Genomic DNA, 5,636 nt, shown 5'->3' with positions numbered 1-5,636 from the left:
TTACCCGGTCATCGAAATACTCGTCCGAGTCGGCGTTGGACGTGGCATCCCAATCGCCCAATTCACGGCGGCGTAGTTCGTTGTACGAGGTGATGCTGCTCAGTACCACGCCACCCAGGTTCCAGTTGGCGGCCAGGGCGATGGAGTCGTTGGTGTTGTCGACGTGCGGTTTGCTGCTGCCGGAAATATCGGCGGCGTCTTTAAACTGCGGACGCAGGCTCCAGCCCGTATGGCTGGTATTGCTGTCGCGGATCGTGCCGGTGCGCGCCGAGTTGTAGTCCTGGAAAAGGTACAGGCCACGGCTTTCCGATTTGTCGTAGGCGTGTTGCAGGCTAAGACGGAAATCCAGGTCTTCGGTGGCATCCCATTCCAACTGGCCACGGATACCCGCTTTGTCCTTGTCACCCAATGATTCGCCGGTGTCGCGGTTCTTCTGCCAGGCGCCGCCTTGCTCGGTGATAAATGCCACGCGGCCGCGCAGGGTGTCGGTGAGGGGGCCAGAGGCAAAGCCTTCAGTGGTCCACGCATCGTACGAGCCGTATTCGGCCGTCACGCCGGCTTCAAATTCCTTGGTGGGGCGGCGGGTAATGAAGTTCACCGTACCGCCCGTGGTATTGCGCCCATACAGCGTGCCTTGCGGGCCGCGTTGCACTTCCACGCGGTCGATATCAAACAGCAGGCCCTGGGTTTGCACCGGCAGCGCAAACGCCACGTCGTCGACGTTTACACCGACGCTGGACGAGTTGTTCGCCGTGTAATCGATAAACCCCACACCGCGCAACCGGAACTGCGGCTGGCCGCTACCAAACGCCGGCTCCACCTCCAGGCTCGGCGTGGCGTGCTGCAGGTCGTTAACCGTGCGGATGTTTTTTTCTTTCAGCGCATCGCCATCAATTACCGAAATAGCCGTGCCGATATTTTGCACCGCCTCCTCACGGCGCTGCGCGGTGACCACCACCTTGGGCAAGGCGGTGCTGTTTTGTGCTTGGGTGCCCTGTGTGTCGGTTTGCTCGGCCGCCTGTACCGGCGTTACGAGCAACCCAGCCGTAGCCAGCACAATGGCAAGTGCCAACGGGCTGGGCTGGGTACGGTACGTGTTGAAAGACATGACTCTGCTCCTATGGGTGAACTGTGTTGTCAGCTCCCGGGCGCGTCCTCGTGTGGCGTAGCTGGGTTCTACGGCTGGTAGAGCAAGGGCTGTGCCACTCAACTAACATATTGATTTATATTGGGTATTTTTAGCTAAGGCGGGGGTTGTGCTGATTTTTGTGCAGTGCGGTGGGCAGAGTGTTGGGAAAGCAGGTGCTTCGCTGAGCGCCTCGGGCCGTAGGGTGTGCTGCGCGTACCGATCACCGTTCGCCCGGGCCTTCTGGATTCCGAATCGTCGGACCGCCGTCTGCGCGGGAATGACCGTGGTTTATCCAACAACCTCCGTCGTCCCAGCGCAGGCTGGGACTCAGCATTTATCCTCGTACGCAGTGGTGCGCACCGCACACCAGGATCGTTAGGCGTCGTTCAATCGAGAACTCCCGCTCTCCACCACAAAGCGCTTCAACGTGCTGACACTGGCCTTTGGATCCGCGCGATCCGAGATGGCCTGCATCCGCACCTCCAACTGCTGCGGCTCTAGCCGCAAGGACAAATACCCACGCGGTCGGCTGTCGTAAAACCGTATCTGCGGGTTATCCGCCAACACCGCCTGCACCGCTTCATAGCTTGGCCCGTTGGAGGTAATGGAGGTGCCGACAAACTCGGCAGCCACCAAGGGCGAGTTGATGTTTTCCGGCTCCACATGCAGGTGGTTAGCCCAGAAGGAGTGGTAGTCGCCGCTCAAAATCACCGGGTTCGCCGCACGACTGCTGTGCAGGCTTTGCAGCAGCCGACTGCGGCCTGCCTGGAAACCGTCCCAGTTGTCGGTCCAGTAACGGTCTTCAGTGTTGCCTGGCCCGTGTACGCGCAGCGGCGCTACCAGTAGATTTTGGGCGATCAGGTTCCAGCGGCTGCTGTTGCGGCGCAGCTGTTCGTCCAGCCAGCGCTCCTGTTGAAAACCCAACAGCGTGCGCGTGGGGTCGGCTAAATCTCGACACGCGGCGTTTTCCAAATGACCTTTGCCGTTGTTCGGCGCCGCGTAGCAGGGTTGTTTAGAGCGGTATTGGCGACCGTCCAACACCGGCAGGCTGGCCAGATTGCCGTAGCGAAATTGCCGGAAAATCTGCGGGCTGCCGTTAGCGCCGATGGGCACGCGGCGAAGCGGCAGGTTTTCCAGAAACGCCTGGTACGCCGCCGCGCGACGACGGTAAAAATCGGCGGGTTTGATGCCCGGCAGTTTGGAGGCTTCGCCGGAGTAGTCGTCTTCCACCTCATGGTCATCCCAGGTGGCAATGCACGGCGCCGTCGCGTGCAGGGCCTGCAAGTCCGGGTCGCTGTGGTGCAGGGCATAGCGGTAGCGATAACCCGCCAGGTCGGTGGCTTGCGGGGCGTTATACGGGCGGACCACACCAGGCGCATCGGCGGCCAAGCTGTATTCGTAAATGTAATCGCCGAGAAACAACACCACGTCCGGCCGCTCTTGCGCCATATGCCGGTAGGCGCTGAAGTAACCGCGTTCCCAGTGGGCGCACGAGGCGACGGCGAGGTGCAGGTGATCGGCTGCAGCGTTTGCCGCAGGCAAGGTCAAGCCTCGGCCCACCGGGCTGATTTCACCCAGGCCGATAAACCGATACCAATACTCGCGACCTGGCTGTAAACCGTGCAGCTCAACATGCACAGCATGACCACGCACACGCAGCGCACTGGTTTGCCCGCGCTGAACCACGCGGCGGAAGTGTTCGTCCTCAGCCACCTCCCAATTCAGCGCAATACGTTCGGGGAGGCGCTGTTCGTTGCCGGGGTAAAGCGGCAGTAGCGCCAGACGAGTCCAGATCACAAAACCGTCAGGCGCCGGGTCGCCGCTGGCGATGCCTAGCGCAAAGGGATAGTCGAGGCCGGCCAGCGCCCGCCCGTGGCGCAGCAACCACGGCGTGGCGGCGACACCGGCCAGCAAGCGCAATGCTTGGCGGCGGCCTATGGAGTGGCAAGTCATGGGGGTATCCATTGTGAACACCGCGCCCAGCGACGGGCGCGGCGAAGGGCGGTTTAGAAGAAGCGATAGGTCGCTTCAATGCCAACGGTGCGCGGGTCACCAGAGGTGGCGATTTGCGCGTTGGAGAGGAACGAGCCCTTGTACAAGTCGTACTTGCGGTCGAAGAGGTTGTGGGCGTACAGCGCCACCTCCCAATCTTCCCCCAGCGGTTGCGCGGCCAGACGGGCGTTGGCCAACCAGTAGTGGTTAGTGCTGCGCAGCGGGTCGCTGTTCACCAAGGTGTCGTGGTAGGCGTAGTCGAGATTGGCGGTCCAGATCAACGGGCCCAAGGTGCGGCTGTAGCGGAAATTGCCGCCGTAGCTGCTTTCGGGGAAGTTGGTCAGTTTGTCGCCGGAGAAGTCGCTGTACACCGGGCTGACGTAGCCGTTGGCGACGGTGGCGGCGGCGTTGAGGCCTTGGTAATCCTTGTAGCGGCCTTCTTTGTAGCCGGCGTATTGGCTGATGGTCAGGCCTGGCAACGGTTGCCATTGCAGCTCAAGCTCGGCACCCCAGATTTCCGAACGGGGAATATTCACCAGCTTGCCGACGTTGCCCACCGCTTGGCTAATCCACATTTGCGACTGGTACTGCTGGTCGCGATAGTCGTAATAAAACACCGCGCCGTTCAAACGCAGCGCCTGGGTGAGGTCGCTTTTAAAGCCAATTTCGTAGGCCAGCAGTTTTTCGGGCTTAAACGGTTCGATCAGGCTGGAGGCCTGCAGGGCGTTGGTGTTGTAGGTGGTGAAACCGCCGGACTTCACCCCACGGCTGATGCTGGCATACAGCAAATGGCCGGCAGCCGGACGCCATTCCAGCCCGAGTTTGGCCGAGGTTTCGTTGGTGTTGAGTTCTTCATCCAGCGGCGAGGTGCGGGCGTTAAGGTAGCCGGTGACGTAGTCGTTCAGGCTGCGTTCTTCATGTTCCTGGCGCACGCCAAATACTAAGGTCCAGTCATCTGCCAGCGCATAACGGCCTTGGCCAAACAGGCTGTAGGTTTCGGCTTTTTGCTTGTACTCGGTCAGGTAGATGCCGCCCAGGCCACGGTACTGGCTGAAGTCGGAAAAAAACTGCTCATCCAGCGACTCGTGAGCGTAGTAGCCACCGACCACCCAGTTCAGCGCTCCGTTGCCTTCTGACGCCAGGCGCAGCTCTTGGGAAAACACTTTGATGTCGGTATCGAAAAACTCGTCGGACTGGGCGATGTTGGAGCCGTCCCAGTCGATGTATTCATTGCGCTTAAGGGTGTTGTAAGCACTGATGCTGGTGACCGTGAGGTGGTCGTTAAGGCTGTAATCGGTGCTCAGCGCCACGCCTTTGTTGGTGTTGTCGCGGTGCGGTTTGTCGCCGACTTTCAGCCCGGTGGCGGCGGCAAAGGCGGGCTTGAGGTCCCAGCCGGTGTAGTCGTTGCGGCTGTCGGGGGCGATGGTGGCGTAGTTGGTTTGGCCGGTGATATTGCGCGGCACCAAGCCTTGATACAGACGGGCGCCACGGCTGTCGGACTCGTCTTTGCCGGCGAACGCAGTGAGGTTAAAGCGCAGGGCGTCGTTGGCATCCCACTCCAGTTGGCCGCGGAAGGCTTGGACATCCTGATCACCAAGCTTTTGCCCAGTGACGCGGTTCTTCTGCCATGCGCCACCGTCTTTAACGGCGAACGATAAACGCCCGCGCACATCATCGGTCAATGGCCCCGAGAGAAAGCCCTCCAACGTCTTGTAGTTGTTCGAGCCATAGCCCGCCTTAATCTCGGCTTGTGGCTTGGCCGTCGGCTTGTTGGTGATGAAATTCACCGCGCCGCCCGTGCTGTTGCGGCCATACAACGTACCTTGCGGCCCGCGTAAAACCTCGACGCGGTCCAAGTCGAACAGCAGCCCTTGGGTTTGCACCGGGAAGGGAAATGCCACCTCGTCGATATACACGCCAACGGTGGAGGTGTTGTTGGTGGCGTAATCGCGCAGGCCCACGCCGCGAATGCGGAACTGGGTTTGATCGCTGCCGTACACCGGGTCGATTTCCAGGTTAGGCGTGGTGTATTGCAGCTTGTTGATGTTGTCGATGCCGCGCTCTTGCAAGTCTTTGCCGGTGAGCGGGGTCAGCGCAACGGCCACATCCTGAGCCTGTTCTTTGCGCTTTTGGGCGGTCACGGTGAGCTTGGGCAATGTGCTGTCTTCGCTGGTATCAACCGCCACCGCTTCCGGTGTTTGCGCCCACAGGAACATGGCGCTGGCCAGGGCCAACATGCGGCCGCCGGAGGGATGGGGAGGGGTGAATTTCAGGTGCTGAGGCATGGCAGATTCCTTGGTGTTGGCGTCGAGCGTCCTGGTCAGTCAGGCGCTCTGTTCTAAGGGGAGTCCGCTCTTTGGAGAGTTCGGTGCGAGGCTCTAGAGCACGGGTTGTGCCAGAACACGGCAAACACGCGGAGGGCCTTGGTGCAGAAGACGTTTTCAGATTTATGACGGCGGGGTGACAGGGCGCGGCGGCTGTTTGTTTTTCATCAGGGCGGGGGCAGGGTGTTGGC

Annotated in this window: 3 protein-coding genes; all 3 read right to left on the bottom strand. The window is 60.7% G+C overall.

Features of this window, described 5'->3' with window-relative positions:
* Positions 1 to 1,108 (bottom strand): TonB-dependent receptor plug domain-containing protein (locus AAAB16_RS15710; RefSeq protein WP_340664162.1); only part of this gene is annotated, 1,108 nt, incomplete at its 3' end.
* A 396-nt stretch (positions 1,109 to 1,504) separates the two neighbouring features.
* Positions 1,505 to 3,082, bottom strand: coding sequence for an alkaline phosphatase D family protein (locus AAAB16_RS15705; RefSeq protein ID WP_340664161.1), 1,578 nt, complete (start codon positions 3,080 to 3,082; stop codon positions 1,505 to 1,507).
* A gap of 53 nt (positions 3,083 to 3,135) precedes the next feature.
* Complete coding sequence (locus AAAB16_RS15700) at positions 3,136 to 5,406, bottom strand: TonB-dependent receptor (protein WP_340664160.1); 2,271 nt, start codon at positions 5,404 to 5,406, stop codon at positions 3,136 to 3,138.
* Positions 5,407 to 5,636: the final 230 nt, after the last annotated feature.

It is taken from the genome of Pseudomonas sp., from assembly GCF_037994325.1.
GTDB lineage: Bacteria > Pseudomonadota > Gammaproteobacteria > Pseudomonadales > Pseudomonadaceae > Aquipseudomonas.
Note: the sequence above shows the minus strand (reverse complement) of the source record. Positions and strands in the feature narration are given on the sequence as shown.